The sequence below is a fragment of the Winogradskyella sp. A3E31 genome (assembly GCF_046720935.1).
Taxonomy (GTDB): Bacteria; Bacteroidota; Bacteroidia; order Flavobacteriales; family Flavobacteriaceae; genus Winogradskyella.
On the sequence record NZ_JBHNWH010000008.1, the window covers coordinates 137,037 to 155,100 of the forward strand.

15 protein-coding genes are annotated in these 18,064 nt (G+C 35.7%); 4 read left to right on the forward strand and 11 right to left on the reverse strand.

The features are described 5' to 3' along the window. Positions 1-89: 89 nt before the first annotated feature. Positions 90-3,527 carry a methylmalonyl-CoA mutase family protein gene (locus ACFEMA_RS11430; protein WP_411768333.1) on the reverse strand — a complete coding sequence of 1,146 codons (3,438 nt, stop codon included), beginning with the start codon at positions 3,525-3,527 and terminating at the stop codon, positions 90-92. Positions 3,528-3,675: 148 nt separating this feature from the next. Between ACFEMA_RS11430 and ACFEMA_RS11435 the strand changes: the two genes are divergently transcribed. After that, positions 3,676-4,383, forward strand: a complete 708-nt coding sequence (locus ACFEMA_RS11435) for a DUF4197 domain-containing protein (RefSeq protein WP_411768334.1) — start codon at positions 3,676-3,678, stop codon at positions 4,381-4,383. A gap of 87 nt (positions 4,384-4,470) precedes the next feature. Then, positions 4,471-4,665 (forward strand): Lacal_2735 family protein, encoded by a 195-nt coding sequence (locus tag ACFEMA_RS11440; RefSeq protein WP_411768335.1) that lies wholly within the window; start codon positions 4,471-4,473, stop codon positions 4,663-4,665. A 3-nt stretch (positions 4,666-4,668) separates the two neighbouring features. Here the strand turns inward: ACFEMA_RS11440 and ACFEMA_RS11445 are convergent, their stop codons facing one another. From ACFEMA_RS11445 to prfA, 6 genes are all read right to left on the reverse strand, one after another. Then, on the reverse strand, positions 4,669-5,181 hold the full coding sequence (locus ACFEMA_RS11445; protein ID WP_411768336.1) for a hypothetical protein: 513 nt from the start codon (positions 5,179-5,181) through the stop codon (positions 4,669-4,671). Between the two features lie 144 nt (positions 5,182-5,325). Continuing rightward, complete coding sequence (locus ACFEMA_RS11450) at positions 5,326-6,579, reverse strand: outer membrane beta-barrel protein (RefSeq protein ID WP_411768337.1); 1,254 nt, start codon at positions 6,577-6,579, stop codon at positions 5,326-5,328. 321 nt (positions 6,580-6,900) lie between these two features. Continuing rightward, positions 6,901-7,680, reverse strand: a complete 780-nt coding sequence (locus tag ACFEMA_RS11455) for an ABC transporter substrate-binding protein (RefSeq protein WP_411768338.1) — start codon at positions 7,678-7,680, stop codon at positions 6,901-6,903. After that, entirely contained in the window at positions 7,677-8,498 is an 822-nt protein-coding gene (gene pyrF, locus ACFEMA_RS11460) for an orotidine-5'-phosphate decarboxylase (RefSeq protein ID WP_411768339.1), read from the reverse strand. The genes ACFEMA_RS11455 and pyrF overlap by 4 nt, the downstream gene beginning before the upstream one ends. Then, entirely contained in the window at positions 8,499-9,167 is a 669-nt protein-coding gene (gene lepB, locus ACFEMA_RS11465) for a signal peptidase I (protein ID WP_411768340.1), read from the reverse strand. 26 nt (positions 9,168-9,193) lie between these two features. Next, the gene (prfA, locus tag ACFEMA_RS11470) at positions 9,194-10,270 is read right to left on the reverse strand and encodes a peptide chain release factor 1 (RefSeq protein ID WP_411768341.1); all 1,077 of its coding nucleotides are present in this window, start codon (positions 10,268-10,270) and stop codon (positions 9,194-9,196) included. Between the two features lie 411 nt (positions 10,271-10,681). On the opposite strand from prfA, the gene ACFEMA_RS11475 reads away from it, so the two are divergent. Next, positions 10,682-11,344, forward strand: a complete 663-nt coding sequence (locus ACFEMA_RS11475; protein ID WP_411768342.1) for an ATP-binding cassette domain-containing protein — start codon at positions 10,682-10,684, stop codon at positions 11,342-11,344. On the opposite strand, the gene ACFEMA_RS11480 is transcribed toward ACFEMA_RS11475, so the two are convergent. From ACFEMA_RS11480 to ACFEMA_RS11490, 3 genes are read right to left on the reverse strand one after another with little or no spacing between them, the layout of a single operon-like run. Further along, positions 11,341-12,348 carry a DUF3078 domain-containing protein gene (locus ACFEMA_RS11480; protein WP_411768343.1) on the reverse strand — a complete coding sequence of 336 codons (1,008 nt, stop codon included), beginning with the start codon at positions 12,346-12,348 and terminating at the stop codon, positions 11,341-11,343. The genes ACFEMA_RS11475 and ACFEMA_RS11480 overlap by 4 nt on opposite strands. A 5-nt stretch (positions 12,349-12,353) precedes the next feature. Next, the gene (locus tag ACFEMA_RS11485; protein ID WP_411768344.1) at positions 12,354-13,535 is read right to left on the reverse strand and encodes an AIR synthase related protein; all 1,182 of its coding nucleotides are present in this window, start codon (positions 13,533-13,535) and stop codon (positions 12,354-12,356) included. 52 nt (positions 13,536-13,587) lie between these two features. Next, the gene (locus ACFEMA_RS11490; protein ID WP_411768345.1) at positions 13,588-15,774 is read right to left on the reverse strand and encodes a glutamine synthetase III; all 2,187 of its coding nucleotides are present in this window, start codon (positions 15,772-15,774) and stop codon (positions 13,588-13,590) included. Between the two features lie 182 nt (positions 15,775-15,956). On the opposite strand from ACFEMA_RS11490, the gene ACFEMA_RS11495 reads away from it, so the two are divergent. Beyond that, positions 15,957-16,973 carry a glutamine synthetase beta-grasp domain-containing protein gene (locus tag ACFEMA_RS11495; RefSeq protein ID WP_411768346.1) on the forward strand — a complete coding sequence of 339 codons (1,017 nt, stop codon included), beginning with the start codon at positions 15,957-15,959 and terminating at the stop codon, positions 16,971-16,973. A 54-nt stretch (positions 16,974-17,027) separates the two neighbouring features. Here ACFEMA_RS11495 and ACFEMA_RS11500 read toward each other — a convergent pair whose 3' ends face one another. After that, entirely contained in the window at positions 17,028-17,972 is a 945-nt protein-coding gene (locus ACFEMA_RS11500; RefSeq protein WP_411768347.1) for a calcium/sodium antiporter, read from the reverse strand. Positions 17,973-18,064 lie beyond the last annotated feature (92 nt).

Here is an 18,064-nt window from a genome sequence, read left to right on the forward strand (position 1 = left end):
ACAGGCTTCGAGTGCCTCAGCCTCCACGTTCAGGATAAGCAGTCTGCACAAAACTTTCTACGTTATACTTGAAAATTTTGGCGATCTGCTTACATGTTTCTTCGATACTGCCCACCAACCTCAAACAAAGCCGAAGTAATCTGACCAAGAGAAGCAACCTTACAAACCTCCATCAAGGCTTCAAATATATTTTCGTTGTTTATCGCCTTTTTCTGAAGGTCTTTCAATTCATCTGAAGTATTGTTTCGTGCATGAAGATGTTCTAGCATCTTAATCTGATACTTTTTTTCCTCCTCAGTAGCTCTAATCACTTCTGCAGGTTGTATCGTAGGAGAACCTTTACTACTTAAGAATGTATTGACACCAATGATTGGAAATTCACCGTTATGCTTTAGTGTTTCGTAATACAAACTCTCTTCCTGAATCTTACTACGTTGGTACATCGTTTCCATAGCACCTAACACACCACCACGCTCAGTAATTCTATCAAACTCCAGTAAAACAGCTTCTTCAACTAAATCAGTTAATTCCTCAATAATAAACGCTCCTTGAATTGGATTTTCATTCTTAGTTAAACCTAATTCCTTATTGATGATTAACTGAATCGCCATAGCACGACGTACAGATTCTTCTGTCGGAGTTGTAATGGCTTCGTCATAAGCATTGGTATGTAGCGAATTACAATTGTCATAAATAGCATATAATGCTTGAAGCGTTGTACGTATATCGTTAAAATCAATTTCTTGAGCATGTAAACTGCGTCCAGAAGTCTGAATGTGATACTTCAGCATTTGTGCTCTTGGATTAGCACCATATTTGTGTTTTAGTGCCTTAGACCAAATCTTTCTGGCCACACGGCCAATAACCGCATATTCTGGATCAATACCATTTGAAAAGAAAAAGGATAGATTAGGACCAAATTTATTGATATCCATTCCTCGGCTTAAGTAATACTCTACATAAGTAAATCCATTTGCTAAGGTAAATGCTAGTTGAGAAATTGGATTTGCACCAGCTTCAGCAATATGATAGCCTGAAATCGATACCGAATAAAAGTTTCGAACTTTATTTTGAATAAAATATTCTTGAACATCACCCATTAATCGCAACGCAAACTCGGTTGAAAAAATACAGGTGTTTTGGGCCTGATCTTCTTTCAATATATCCGCTTGTACCGTCCCTCTTACTTGAGAAATTGTCTTAGCCTTAATAGTCTCATAAACATCCTTCGGTAGCACTTGATCTCCGGTAACACCCAATAGCATCAATCCTAAACCGTTATTTCCTTGTGGAATATTCCCTTGATAAGACGGTCTTGTTTTCCCTTTATATAGTTTTTCTATTTTGGCTTCAACTTCATCCTCGAGCCCGTTTTCTTTAATATATAATTCGCACTGCTGATCAATTGCAGCATTCATAAAGAACCCAAGAAGCATTGGCGCAGGGCCATTAATCGTCATACTCACAGACGTCATAGCATCTGCTAAATTAAACCCTGAATACAACTTTTTGGCATCGTCTAAACAACAAATACTGACTCCTGCATTTCCAATTTTCCCATATATGTCCGGCCTATAATCTGGGTCATTCCCATAGAGTGTAACACTATCAAACGCTGTTGATAATCGCTTAGCATCCATTCCTAAACTGACGTAATGAAAACGTCTATTGGTACGCTCTGGGCCTCCTTCACCCGCAAACATACGTGTCGGATCTTCACCTGTTCTTTTAAACGGGTATAAACCTGCAGTATAAGGAAATTCACCAGGTACATTTTCTTGAAGAGTCCATCTTAAAATATCTCCCCAAGCTTGGTATTTAGGCAATGCAACTTTAGGAATCTGAGTATGTGACAAGGATTCTGTATGCGTGTCTATCTTTATTTCTTTGTCTCTTACCTTAAAAGAATACACAGGACTCTTATAGCGATTTACTTTTTCATCCCAGCTAATGATAACCTCCCAGTTGTATGGATCTAAATCCATTTTTACACGGTCGAATTCGGCGATAAGCAGTTTTACTAAATCCTTATTGTCATCCTGAACTTGATTCAGGATCTCATCATTATTCAAACCTTGTTTGTCAACAAAAGACCTTTCGACTTCGCTCAAGGTGACGTTTAGAACTGAAGAAATGGTCTTATAAATACCATATAATCTTTGTGCTACTTCAACTTGTTCGTCTGCAGTTTTATCGTAAGCCCTATTATTTTCTGCAATTTCAGATAAATAACGTGTTCTAGCAGGTGGTATTACAAAAATCTTCTCGCTCATTTCTTTTGAAATCTCGAAAGTAGATTTTAAATCAGCATCTGTCTTTTCCACAATCTTATCCATGATAGCCTTATACAAGGTGTTCATCCCAGGATCATTAAATTGAGATGCTATAGTACCGAAAACCGGCATGTCATTTGGGTCGGCATGCCAAAGGTTATGATTACGCATATACTGCTTCTTCACATCTCTTAAGGCATCCTTGGCACCTCGCTTATCAAATTTATTAATGGCAACCAAGTCTGCGAAATCGAGCATATCAATTTTTTCGAGCTGCGTTGCTGCTCCAAACTCAGGCGTCATTACGTATAGTGACACGTCACTGTGTTCTAAAATCTCAGTATCAGATTGTCCAATTCCGGATGTTTCTAAGATGATGATATCATATTCAGCTGCCTTTAAAACCTCAACAGCCTCATTGACATATTTAGACAAGGCCAAATTAGATTGACGGGTGGCCAAACTTCTCATATAAACTCGTGGAGAGTTTATAGCGTTCATTCGTATTCTATCGCCTAATAATGCACCACCTGTTTTACGCTTTGAGGGGTCAACCGAGATTAGTCCGATTGTTTTCTCAGGAAAGTCAATTAAAAATCGTCTCACCAATTCATCGACCAATGAAGATTTACCAGCTCCTCCAGTTCCTGTAATACCAAGAACAGGCGTTGTTGAATTTTTATTTTTATTATGAATTGTTTGCAAAGCATCCTTTGCCACTTCAGGAAAATTTTCTGCTGCAGAAATAACTCTTGCAATCGCTTTTGGATTCTTTTTGTGCAACACTTTTGCTTCACCATTTAGAGCATCACCAATAGCATAATCAGATTGTTTCACCAAATCGTTTATCATGCCTTGTAAGCCCATTTCACGACCATCATCTGGTGAATAAATTCTTGTAATGCCATAATCCATCAATTCTTTAATCTCTTCGGGTAAAATAACTCCACCTCCGCCTCCAAAGATTTTAATATGGCCTGCTCCTTTTTCTTGAAGCAAATCGTACATGTATTTAAAGTACTCGTTGTGCCCCCCTTGATATGAGGTCATAGCAATGGCATTGGCATCTTCTTGAATGGCCGTATTAACAACTTCCTCAACACTTCTATCATGACCCAAATGAATCACCTCTACACCAGTAGACTGGATGATTCGTCTCATAATGTTAATTGCCGCATCGTGACCATCGAATAGTGAGGCTGCAGTTACAATTCGTACTTTATGTTTTGGCTTGTATGGTGCTATTTGTTCCATTCGTAATTATCTAGCTTTAAAGAGGTGCAAATTTACGGAATTTTCAAAAATTCTAAGGTTTAGTTATGAATTGTTTAAGAGCTTTTTTGATTGATTTTGTGTTCTAATGAATTAAAACTTTAAAGTATCTTTGAAAAAAACAAAACTTATGAAACGTTTTACCGCCCTTCTTTTTTCTATATTTATACTCTCTTCGTGCGCAGAACTGCAGCAAGTCGTAAGTCAACTTCCGCAAGGTGGTGACGTATTAAGTAATGCTGATATTGCCAGTGGATTGCGCCAAGCTTTGGACTTTGGTATTGACAAACAAGTGACAAAGTTAACCCAAGAAGATGGCTTTTTTAAGAATGAATTGGTGAAAATCCTCCTTCCAGAAGAGCTTCAGAAAGTTGATAAAACCTTAAGGGACATTGGTCTTTCTAGCCTAGCAGATGAAGGCTTAAAAGTTTTAAACAGAGCTGCTGAAGATGCTGTAAAAGAAGCAACACCAATTTTTGTTGATGCCGTAAAAGGTATTACATTCAATGATGCTAAGAATATTCTACTTGGTGATAATAATGAAGCTACCGAATATCTCGCCATTAAAACACAATCGGCATTGTACGACAAATTTAATCCCGTTATAGCCAATTCGTTTCAAAAAGTCGGTGCTGATCAAATCTGGGAAAACCTTATCAATCGTTATAATAATATCCCTTTTACCAATAATGTAAATCCAGATTTAACAGATTATGTTACAGGTGAAGCTTTAAAAGGGGTTTACACAATGATTGCTGTTGAAGAAAAAGAGATTAGAACTAAAATCTCATCGAGGACTACTGATTTATTGAGAAAGGTTTTTGCGCTACAAGATTAGATATAACAAAAAAAGGGTTTTAAATTGAAGCTTTTGTTATTTGCATTGAATTTTTCACTAACTTAAAGCTATAATTTTCAGATTAATATGTCTGTTGCAAAGCGTATATGGAGCAAACGGTTAAAGCTAATGGCTAAGTACCGTGTTTTTGTGGAAGATGCCTATAATTTTAGGCAGACTGATCATGCAAAAAGTGACTTATCAGAATACGAGGCACTAAAAATTCTCAATGAACTAAAAAAACTTGACTTTTTGGAAAGAGGATTAAACAAAAGCCAATAAAATTCAACCTTCTTTTTTAGAATACAAGCCATCAAAAGCAACAACGACATCTTGTCCTTCGGTAAATGTTTCCCACTTTTGTTGTACTGTACCATCTTCATTTTTAGTCCAGGTTATTTGATGGTAAAACAATTGCCCCTGTGCATTTTTTTCTTTATCAGATTTTAAAATCATTTGATTTTCTATCCTATTTCCCTTTAAATGAAGTGAAGCACCCTGGTTATCTAACCACAATTGCTCCCATTGTTTTGTTTTTTGGTTATAGAAATTAAAACTCGTCCCTGTATAACCTGCCGAAGCGCTTGTCCAATTTTCTTTAACGACACACTCACCCTCAATCTTTTCTATTTTACTCGTGCCAGCTGGTGTGCCATTATTACTGTTTTTTACTGACCACTCACCTATCCAAAAATCAAAATCATCATGGTTTTCAGTGCAACAGTTACAGGTTTGGGATTGTGAAAAGGCCAAAGCGCTCATAAAAACGAGGCTTAAGAACACTAATTTTAGTTTCATCTTAACTGAGTTTTCTATAAAGCTATTAAAGTAGATTTAATTACCAGCTAATATTAACATAACATTTATTGCCTCAAAAAATACAGAAACATCAAAGTAAAAGTTAGAATAAGTGTATTATTCGAAAGGGGTATTGCTATCAATTTATAAAAAGTAATATGCCAATACTATTCCCGAACTACTAAAATTAGAATTTAAAAAGGCTTCATCTCTAGTAATATTCCTTGCTGTATTTACACGGGCTTCTATTGAGATTTTTTCATTGAAATTATACCCAATACCAAATACTAAATTAGCAGAAGAATTAATATTTGAATCTCGAACCCCTAAATTACCCTCATAATCAAATTTACTATTTGAAAGATCGAACGTGAAAGCTAAGGCCATACTAACAAATAACTTGTTTTTATCATTTAAAAACATATAGTGCCTAACTCCGAATGGGACATCAACATAGTTATAGTCTACAATTAACCTTTGGTTAAAATTCTCATTTTGAGAATTTACCTCAATATCTTCTTCTGAAGAAAAAGATTGATATCCTGGCTCCATAAAAATTGACCACTTATTCTTGTTAAAAGGTAAAATATACTCAACTTCAACAGCAATCCTAATTGATGTTTGAGTGCCCATGTCCGCAGACCTTAAATCTTCAGCAAAACCTTCACCTTCTTCTTTTACATCCAATCCTAAAGTAAACACACCAGCCTTAATGCCAAAATTAAAATATCCACCAGATTTATCAATTCTATTATATGTAAATGTATCTGCTCCAGCACATGTATTATATTTAATAAATAAATTTACCAGACTTTGGTTATCATACTTTAGAGAACGGAAATCAGCTGTATTCAAACTATTGCATTTCAAATTATTAGCTAGCTTGAGCTTATACTCAAGGTTTTCACTTATTTGCGATTGATTGAGTTTATATTTTTTATAAACCAAAGGCTCTATACTATTACCATCTACTTGATAAAAAAATCGAACAAATTTATTATTCTGATAACTATAAAGATTTGCAGAGCCTTCTACAATTTGTTTTAGGAATACTGTTTTTGAAATAAAATTAGGTTCAGGATAATTGGTCATTCTGCTTACCTGAGAAGAAGACTGATCTATTGATACAGTTGCAGTTACATACCGAAAGATTTTTCCGATACCAAACTCATCAATATTATTAGTATTTCCTTGAATTAAATTATTATTATCAAGAGTCACTTTATAACTAAAACTTTCTGGGTTGTTGCTCCAGTCTAAATCTCTGATAAATACCTTTTCCTTATTTCCGTTTTTTATAATATAACCTTCAACAAAATCAACCTGTGCAATGGCAAATGAGTGACAAAACAAAAAAACAATCAAGGATTTTAATAAATATTTATTTGATTTAGCCATAGTCATATTTTTAAGTTTATGTGGTTTACAATTGAAAACTGAAAAGTAGTGATAATAGACATCATTTGTAGTTAATTTCTTAGATTTTTATATATTCTTTGACCAACTCATAACATAAATAATAAAGTACCAATAATGTTCATCATAATAATATTAATGATAGATTATATCTATTAAAGTAGATTTAATTAACAGCTAATATTAACATAACATTGATACGCAATGATATACCGATATTTGTACAACAGTTTAGTTAGTTTTATCTATTCGCGTAGAGTAAAAGTTAGTTAGAAGCCATAACGAGAGTTGTGGCTTCATTGGTTAATACAATGACCTAAAATAAGTAAAGGCCTTTGTCAACCGACTGCCGTACCAAGAAAACAGTTCGCCGTCTACGATTTTGATCTCAATGTTAGGAAAATGAGATTTCAACATCTTAACGTGTTCTTCTTTAAAAGGGTAAGGCTCGCTCGAAAGAAATATAATATCCGCTTTTAATAATCTTGGATCGTCCAAAGTAATTTCAGGATAACGTGCTTCTTTACTAAATCCGTTTTTAAATCCAGCTTCTTGTAGCATACAGCTTATAAAGGTGCCAGAGGCTGCTATCATCCAAGGGTCTTTCCAAATAAAATAGGCTACAGATTTTTGAGGTTTGTTTTCGATAAATGTTTGAAAATGCTCTCGCTCTTTTTTAATAGTACTGATAAGATGAGTCACTTTCTCTTTTTTGTTGAAAATACCCCCATACATTTCAATAAGTTCATAACAGTCATCTAGTGTATTGATATCACTAATATGAATTGGTGATACAGCCTGTAGTTGCTCTATGATTTCTTGGGTATTTTCCTCTTTATTACAGAGAATGACATCTGGCTGAAGGTCTTTTATTTTATCAAGCTTAATTTGTTTTGTTCCACCTACAATAGCTTTTGAATGCCTCAAGTGTTTTGGATGAACACAGAATTTGGTAACGCCAATCAATTCCTTTTCTAAACCTAAATCCACAATTAATTCCGTGAGGCTAGGCACAAGACTCACTATGCGTTTAGGTGGTTTTTTAAATTGAAGTTTTCGTTGAAGCTGATCCTTAACAATCATGACAACGACGTCAAAATACGTTTCATCTGAACCTGCAATTCCTGAGCTTTAGTAGTAGAAGCTTCAGCAAAGTCCTTTTCATTTGACGCATAAATAATGCCACGAGAAGAATTTATTAATAACCCTACATCTTTGGTCATTCCATATTTGCAGACGTCTTCTAAGCTTCCTCCTTGTGCTCCAACACCTGGCACCAACAAAAATGAATCAGGAATAATTTTACGTATATCTGCTAAGTATTCTGCTTTTGTTGCCCCAACAACATACATAAGGTTTTTAGAATTTTCCCAAGATTTTGAAGTTTCCAAAACTTGTTTATAAAGTTCCTTACCGTCAAGCATTTTAGTCTGAAAATCGAAAGCCCCTTGGTTAGATGTTAGTGCCAACAGAATGGTATGCTTCTCTTCAAATTTTAAAAAAGGCTCAACAGAATCTTTACCCATGTAGGGCGCAACTGTAACACTATCAAAACCTAAATCCTCAAAAAAGGCCTTTGCGTACATACTACTGGTGTTGCCTATGTCCCCTCGTTTTGCATCTGCTATGGTAAATTGCTCGGGATAATTCTCATTGAGATAGTTAATCGTTTTTTCTAAACTCTTCCAGCCTTTAAGGCCATAAGCTTCATAAAATGCCGTGTTAGGCTTATAAGCAACGCATAGATGATGCGTGGCATCGATTATAGCTTTATTAAACTCAAAAATGGGATCGCCCCTGTCCAATAAATGCTGTGGAATTTTATCCAAATCTACATCCAAGCCAATACAGAGGAAGGATTGTTTATTATGGATTTGTTCTATGAGTTGATCTGTGGTCATCTAAAAATTCATTAATACAGTACCTAAAATATTTTCTTCATCAACAAAACCTCTATATCTAGAATCAATCGAATTATCCCTGCTATCACCAGAAAAGAAATACTTTTCTTTTGGCAAAATAATTGGGCCAAAATTATTTAATGTCCAATTTGGATTTTCATTAAAAATTTCAATAGACAAATTTCGGGTTTCATCATCATACTTTCTATCCAACTTTATCGGTAATTTTTCAACAAAAGAATTATCTAAAAAAGCTGTTACAGAATCACTGTCGATATACTTGTAATATTCCGCATAATTAATTTGTTCTTTTACATATAAATCAAACACATTTGGCAAGATTTTATATGCAAATCTCAGATTAAGATGTTTATCAATTTTCTTGTTATTTACAATGTAATTTCCATTTTTACACTCCAAAGTATCCCCTGGTATAGCAATTAATCTTTTAACTATAGTCCAACCCCGTAGACTATCGGAAAATTTAAAATAAGCAAAGTCAAGTCTTTCAGGGCTTTTTAAACTTGTTCCTATAATTGTAGAACCTTCTTTTAAATTTGGTTCGCTAGAAGATGAAGGTATATTGTATACTCTAAGTAAACCTAACTCTTTAAATAAAAAGTGTAAACCTATTAAAACTAATATTACAAGAATTACTTTTTTCTTCATTAAAAAATCCTCGTTACTAGAAACTACTATATAACATTATCATCGGCTTTCAACAACTCTGTATTTTCAGCCAACATCAATTCGTCGATTATTTTTTGGATGTCTCCATCAATGATATTCGATAAGTCATATAAAGTTAGGCCAATTCTATGATCCGTGACACGACCCTGTGGATAATTATACGTTCTAATCTTTGCACTTCTATCCCCAGAAGACACCATACTTTTACGCTTTTCAGAATCTGCAGCACGCTGTTTTTCTAATTCTAAATCATACAAACGTGTACGCAATACTTTTAATGCTTTTTCTAAGTTCTTATGGGATGATTTTTGGTCTTGGCAACTCACAATCATACCTGTTGGTTCGTGGTGTAACTTAATTGCCGAATAGGTAGTATTTACCGATTGTCCTCCAGGACCTGTTGACGTTGTACGCTCTATACGTACTTCTGTCATATCCAATTCAAAATCAATTTCTTCAGCTTCTGGCAACACCATAACTGTAGCTGCACTTGTATGCACACGCCCTTGGGTTTCCGTTTGTGGTACACGTTGTACACGGTGTACACCAGCTTCAAACTTTAAAGTACCGTAGACATCCTCTCCAGACACTTCAAAAATAATTTCCTTAAAACCACCAGAAGTCCCTTCACTCGTACTTACCACATCAACAGACCAATTCTTTGTACTACAGTATTTTGAATACATTCTATATAAGTCACCTGCAAAAATACTGGCTTCATCACCGCCCGTTCCGGCTCTAACTTCAACCACAACATCTTTTTCGTCGTCCGGATCTTTAGGGATAAGCATAAAGCGAATCTCATCTTCTATCTTTGGCAATTCTTCCTTGGCTTCCTCAAGTTGCATTTTTGCCATTTCCACCATTTCTGGGTCTGAGCCATCCGCTATAATCTCTTCAGCTTCACTTATATTATCGAGTAATTCCTTATAAACTTCACCTTTATCAACGATTTGCTTTAAGTCCTTGTACTCTTTATTTAGCTTCACATACCGCTTCTGATCCGTAATAATATCGGGTTGGATGATAAGGTCATTGACCTCATCAAAACGCTGCTTCACTATCTGTATTTTCTCTAACATCAATCTCTAAAATTACGAGTTCAAAAATACGATAAATAATCAATTTTAAGTTTTATACCGTAGTCATTCCATTCTTGTAAAAATAATCGTCTCCGTTAAGCGTTATTAGTCTTATATGCAACGCCTCCTAACTATACTTGCATTTTACAAACCGTTTGTAGTTTGGTCATTTGGGATTAACGCTATTATGGGATTTTTAAATTCTCATATTGTCCCCGTGATTGTGGCCAAATTATTTCTTACGGTCTTTCTGTGGTATTATGTCACTGAAACCCACGCTAAGCGAAAATTGACATTTTATAAAAATTTAGGAATCTCAGAATTTAAACTCTTTTCTTCCTTATTTTTAATTGATATAACGTTAACCATCGGATTTCTTACTATTTTTAAGGAATTCACCTGAAATTTATAATGCTATTTGAACTCGACAATGTAGAACTTTACTTTAAAAACAAACCTATATTAAACGGTATTTACCTAAAAGCAGAAACTGGACAAGTGACAGGTATTTTAGGTAGGAATGGCTGCGGAAAAAGTTGTTTGCTAGATATTGCTTTTGGTAATTTGAAGGCAAAATACCAACTCATTCGGATTAATAATCAACCTGTTTTGAAGCCTCTTTACACTATAGGATTGGTGAAATATTTACCACAATATCATTTTATTCCGAATAGCTTCAAACTAAAAAAAGCATTTCAACTGTTTAAAGTATCATGGTCCAAGTTCATAGAATTATTCGAAGATTTCTCAATTTTTGAAAACCAGAAATTCGGAAAGCTATCAGGTGGAGAACGTCGTCTTGTAGAAACCTATATCATACTAAAGGGGAAAAGCGAAATTGTGTTGTTGGACGAACCTTTTTCGCATTTGGCACCACTTCATATCGAGAGAGTTAAATCCTTAATTGGAGAAGAAAAACAACACAAAGCGATTATCATTACCGATCATCATTACAAACAGGTCATTGCTGTTTCGGACACTATTTATCTTCTCAAAAACGGAACAACCAAACTCGTCAACAACCTCAAAGAGCTAGAAGATTATCAGTATGTATCTGAAGGGAGTTTGGATTAATTCACCTCTTTAGTTAAACTGGTTAAGTCAACTACTACACCAATGCCTAGCAATTGTTTCCACTGTATTTTTGGACCTTCGATAATGATGCGCTCGTTGGTCATTTCGTTTTTCTCTACTTCAGATTTAATGTCATTGTCGTATCTGATGTGCGATCCTAAAATAGCATTGACATATTTATTGACTTTAAAATCAAACGTCACTTCCCATTCAACATCTACATTACCAAAACTATTGATGTAATCCGTATACAAACGCAGCAGACTATTCATCTTTACGTTTTCTAAAATGGTGTTTTCGTACTCATTAGTGAGAAGTATCCCTAACTCTCGCCTTATTTTTTTTCCTGGTCTTAAGATATTTCCGTCCATATCATAAATTGCAGGATCTACACCGAAAGCACCTGCATTTGCCAAGTCATCATCTAGGACAAAAGTGGTTTTTAGGGTAAAGGGTGATGCATAAATTGAGAACTTTTCAATATGCCTTCCATATTCTAGTCCTGTACCCAAAAACAAATACCCCGGAGCCATAAATTTAGAAATCGGCGTGTCACGGTCAGGGTAATTAAAACCATGTGCATATTGTGTATTGAAGCTAAAACGTGCGGAGTAAAACCAATTACTTTTTTCGTTAGTATCATAACCAAAATTGGAGATTATAGACAATACATCCTCTGTTTTTCTAAGACCTTGGCCTTCTTGTTTATTAATTCCATAACGGGTTAAAAGTGCTGTGTTCCAAAATATATTATCAGCCTTATATTTCGCTGAGGCTTTCCCAGATACTATGGCGGAAATGGAATTACTACCTCCTGCATTCCAATTGGTGAAGGATACCTGATTTAGATATAGACCGACCTCTTCTTTGAGTTTCCATTTTAAGGTGTCTAACTTTTTTTCTTTCTCTGGAAGAATATAAAGGCTGTCGGGTTGTGCTTCCGCTATATAACAAGCTAAAAGTAATGCGGCAAGCGCAATGCTAATTTTAATAAAAGATGTCATGAAAATTAAGAATACTGGAAAGTTCCGTAGGTACTGGTAATAGTCAATTTTTTAGTTTCTGATGCCTCTACCCGACCGATAATCTGGGCATTGACATTAAATGATTTTGAAATAGAAATGAGGTCCTGAGCGATTGACTCATTAACATACAATTCCATTCGGTGACCACAGTTAAATACTTTATACATCTCTTTCCAATCCGTTTTTGATTGTTCTTGAATGAGCTTGAATAACGGTGGAATTGGAAACAAATTATCTTTAACGACATGAAGATTATCAATAAAATGAAGAATCTTGGTTTGAGCACCGCCACTACAATGCACCATTCCGTGGATATCTGCACTGTTGTATGTATTTAAAATTTCTTTAATAATTGGAGCATAAGTCCGTGTTGGCGACAATACCAATTTACCTGCGTCTATTGGAGAGTTTTCAATAGAATCTGTTAATTTCACATCACCAGAATACACCAAGTCACTTGGAACTTCAGCATCAAAACTTTCAGGGTATTTTTCAGCTAAGTATTTATGAAACACGTCGTGGCGTGCAGACGTCAACCCATTACTGCCCATACCTCCGTTGTATTCAGATTCGTAAGTCGCTTGCCCAAAGGATTCTAACCCTACAATAACATCACCAGCTTTAATATTGGCATTGTCTATAACGTCAGATCGCTTTATTCTGGCCGTCACAGTTGAATCTACAATAATCGTACGCACTAAGTCTCCTACATCAGCAGTTTCACCACCTGTAGAATGAATAGTCAATCCATATGTTTTAAGATCATTGATAAGCTCTTCTGTTCCATTAATGATTGCTGAAATGACTTCGCCAGGGATTAGATTCTTATTCCTCCCAATAGTCGATGACAACATAATATTGTCGGTAGCACCAACACATAAAAGGTCATCGATATTCATAATTAAAGCATCTTGAGCTATGCCTTTCCAGACAGAAATATCTCCCGTTTCCTTCCAATACATATAGGCTAATGAAGACTTAGTCCCTGCTCCATCCGCATGCATAATGAGGCAATACTCATCATCATTGGTTAAATAATCTGGCACTATTTTGCAAAAGGCCTTTGGAAACAGTCCTTTATCAATGTTTTTTATAGCATTATGCACATCTTCCTTGGATGCAGAAACTCCGCGTTGGGCATATCTATCATTAGTGGATTGGCTCATTATTTAAGCTTAAAATTTGTGCTACAAAAGTAACAATACTTATCAATTTATATTATCTGGTAAATAAGAGTTCTCTATATTTTGTTAACGGCCATAATTCGTCATCCACTAACAGTTCTAATTTATCGCAATGGTACCTAATGGTCTCAAAATGAGGTTTTACTTTATTACAATAGTTGTTTGCTTTGTCCTCAGCACTATCAATAACATTTGCTTTTTTTCGAGCCTCGATCATTTTAGTGACATTTTTGTTTATAGCCTCTATATGACCAGAAATATCCTCTATTAATGAAAGTTGCTCTTTTGCATATTTTTTAAAATCATTTCCATAAATCTCCTTCAACCCTTTTACATTTTTAATCAGAATATTTTGATAACGGACAGCTACTGGCACAACGTGATTGCGAGCGATGTCTCCCAACACACGACTTTCAATCTGAATATGAAGACTATATTCCTCCATTTCAATTTCGTAACGTGCTTGGGATTCGATTTTATTCATAACCCCTAGCTCTTCAAAAAGAGCGATGGCCTTATCCGAAATCTTCACTTTTAAAGCTTCTGGAGTCGTTTTATTATTACTCAACCCGCGTTTCTTCGCTTCTTTTTCCCATGCCTTATCATACCCATTGCCTTCAAACAAAATGTCCTTTGACTGTTTTATGTATTCTCTTAAAATATTAAAAACAGCATCATCCTTCTTCATCGACTTTTCGTCAATAAGTACATCAACTTCTTCCTTAAAAGCAATAAGCTGCTGAGCTACTATAGTGTTTAAAACCGTCATTGGATTGGCGCAATTTGCTTTAGAACCTACAGCTCTAAATTCAAATTTGTTGCCTGTAAACGCAAATGGAGACGTTCGGTTTCTATCTGTATTATCAAGGAGGATTTCAGGAATTTTTCCAACAACATTCAATTTTAGATCTGTTTTTTCCTTGGGCGATAATTTTCCTTTAGAAACGGTTTCTAGCTCCTCTAACACTTTTGTTAATTGCTCACCAATAAATACAGAAATAATGGCTGGTGGCGCTTCATTTGCTCCAAGACGATGGTCATTACTAGCCGATGCTATTGCTGCTCTTAGAAGTTCTTCGTTTTCCCTTACAGCTTTAATAGTATTTATAAAAAAGGTCAAAAACTGAAGATTACTCATAGGTGTTCTACCGGGTGAAAGTAAATTAACACCTGTATCTGTACTTAAACTCCAGTTATTATGTTTGCCAGAACCATTGACTCCTGCAAAAGGTTTTTCATGTAAAAGCACTTTGAAATTGTGACGTTCCGCAATTTTTTGCATAATGTCCATCAATAAAGAATTATGATCTACCGCAAGGTTAGCTTCTTCATAAATTGGGGCTAATTCAAACTGATTAGGAGCCACCTCATTATGGCGTGTTTTAACAGGAATACCGAGTAACATACATTCAGTCTCCAAGTCGCGCATATATGCCATCGCTCTATTTGGGATTGTTCCGAAATAATGATCATCGAGTTGCTGGCCTTTTGCCGGGGCATGGCCTAACAACGTTCTACCAGTCGCCTGGATATCGGGCCTTGATGCTGACAAGGCTTTGTCAATTAAAAAATACTCTTGCTCCCAGCCTAAAGATGCATTCACCTTCCGTACATTTTTATCAAAATACTTACATACTGCAACCGCAGCGTTATCAACAGCTTGTAAGGCTCTCAGCAAAGGGGTCTTATAATCTAATGCCGCTCCTGTATAAGCCACAAATACCGTTGGAATACACAAGGTTGTACCATAAATAAAAGCTGGTGAAGTTGGGTCCCAAGCTGTATATCCACGAGCTTCAAACGTGTTTCTGATTCCACCGTGAGGGAAGCTTGAAGCATCTGGTTCTTGCTGCACCAATTGACCACCATCAAACTTTTCAATGGCCATACCATCTCCAGAAGGTTCAAAAAAGGCATCGTGTTTCTCAGCTGTTGCACCCGTTAATGGCTGAAACCAATGTGTATAATGCGTAGCTCCTTTTGAAATGGCCCACTCCTTCATTGCTGTAGAAATATGGTCTGCAGTCATCCTATCTATTTTAGAGCCTTTGTTAATTGCATTCTGAACAGATTTAAGAGCATCTTTTGTAAGATACTGCCGCATGGCAGTTTCGTTAAATACATTTGAACCAAAAAGACTTGAGCGACGTTCTGTTTCTTTGACCTTTAGCGGCACTCTATTGAGAGATTCTTTCACGGCATAAAACCTAAGCATAGACATGGTTGAAAAGTTTATAATTTACGAGGGCAAAAATAAAGAATATTACAATAACAAGCATATCTACCCCTACTTTTTTAGGGCATCTTGAATTGTTAATAATATTTCACCGAAATACCCCCCTATTTTTTGAGTATTTGAGAAAATTGCTAATATTTGCACTTTCAAAATTAAAACACAATGCAATGAGTAAATCTAAACTAGAGTACATTTGGTTAGACGGTTACAAACCAACCCAAAACATGAGAAGTAAAACTAAAGTTGAAGAGGATTTTAGTGGTAAATTAGAGGATTGTCCTATTTGGTCTTTTGACGGAAGTTCTACAAGACAAGCCGAAGGAGGTTCTTCAGATTGTTTATTAAAGCCTGTGGCTATATTTCCAGATCCTGCTCGTAAAGACGGGTATTTGGTAATGACAGAAGTTTTAAATGCTGATGGAACACCTCATGAATCGAATGGACGTTCAACTATTGATGATGACGACAATGACTTTTGGTTTGGATTTGAGCAAGAGTACTTTATCATGGATAGAAAGACACAATTACCTTTAGGTTTCCCTGTAGGTGGTTATCCAGCTCCTCAAGGCCTATACTATTGCTCTGTTGGAGGAAGAAATACTCACGGTAGAGATTTAGTTGAAGAGCATGCTGATCAGTGTATTGCTGCTGGATTAAATTTTGAAGGCATCAACCAGGAGGTAGCTTCAGGACAATGGGAATTTCAATTATTCGCAAAAGGAGCCAAAAAAGCAGGTGATGAGATTTGGGTAGCACGCTACCTATTAGATCGTTTGACCGAAAAGTACGGATACTATATTGACTACCACCCAAAGCCATTAGGTAAGGAAATGGACTGGAACGGCTCTGGTATGCATGCCAATTTTTCTAATACGACTTTAAGAACTTGTGGAAGCAGAGAAACTTATGAAAAGATTTGTGAAGCATTCAGACCTGTGGTAAAACAACATATCGACGTTTATGGTGAGTTTAATGACCAACGTTTAACTGGTGAACACGAAACTGCAGCTATCACTGATTTTTCTTATGGTATTTCAGATAGGGGTGCTTCAATTCGTATTCCAATCATAACAGTAGAAAAAGGCTGGAAAGGCTGGCTAGAAGACAGAAGACCAGCATCCAACGCTGACCCATATAAGGTTGCAGGGCGTATTGTAAACACCGTTAAAAGTGCAGATGTCTAAATAAATAGATTAATTATTAGGTAAAAGGAGCTCTCAATTTTTGAGGGCTTTTTTTTATTTTAATGCCAAGTAAATAAACACCAAATAAGCACCAGTGAGCACAAATCCTTTATAACGACTAATAACAAAACGTTTAGGAATAAACACAAGTGGAATTAAAATAGCCGCAAAAGCTATCATCCAAAACATATTGGTAGCCAAGATTTTCGGAGATTCTACCACAATTGGTTTAATTATAGCTGTTAAACCTAGCACTGATGCAATATTAAAAATATTAGACCCTATAAGGTTTCCTAATGAAATGGCTTTTTCCTTTTTTATGGCCGCAATGACTGAGGCTGCTAACTCTGGCACACTAGTACCAACAGCGATTACCGTCACAGAAATGGCATAATCACTAATACCAACGTCTTCAGCTAAATTTTTGGCTCCTTCAACCAGCCATTCTGATCCAAAATACAGGCCTGCCCCTCCAATAAACAACCATAATGTAATTTTGAAGCCTGAAACAACAGCCAAATTATCGTCAATATCAGCAGCTACCTTTTTATTTTGTTTTCTTGAGCGACCTATGAGAATGATTAAAAAAATGATAAGTGCTATAAATAATATTGCTCCTTCCACAGCATCTAACTTCCCGTCATTCTTTAATAAAAAATAAAGCCCTATTGATACTAACATCATCATAGGCCAGTTCAATTTATAAAACTCCTTATCAATTGTTAGGGGGGAGATAATCGCTGTTAAACCCAACACTAGGCCAATATTTGCGATGTTAGATCCAATGACATTCCCCAAAGCAATATCCGACACCCCATCTAATGCCGCTTGTAAACTCACCAACAATTCGGGTGCAGATGTAGCGAACGACACTACCGTCATCCCAATCACTAATTTTGAAATATGAAATTTAAAGGATAAAGCCACCGAAGAACGTACCAAAAACTCACCTCCTACAACCAAACAGACTAAGCCTAATAAAATTAGAAAAACACTCATGCGTTAAATTCCTTTCAAAAATTAAAATGCGAAGATACCACCCTTAATTCACAACCCAAAAACTAAAATTAACGTTTATTAACTATTGAAAT